We start from the raw sequence: 206 nt of genomic DNA, 5'->3' as shown, positions 1-206 counted from the left end.
CCTGGGTCCACGTCGGGCGCGGGCGGCCGGTCGTCGGGGCCGACGTCTGTGGGAGGTGTCGGGGCGCTCGTCCGTTCCACACGGTCTGCGTCCACGGGAGCGGAGTCGAGACGTCGGCGAGCACGGACGACGGTCCGGTCGCAACGGCAGGAGTCGCGGCAGCCGCGACGGGAACGACTGCGGCCGGCACGACGGACTCGGGCGCG

Source organism: Microbacterium sp. H6 (assembly GCF_003314775.1).
GTDB lineage: Bacteria > Actinomycetota > Actinomycetes > Actinomycetales > Microbacteriaceae > Microbacterium > Microbacterium oxydans.
This window is presented reverse-complemented; position numbering follows the sequence as displayed.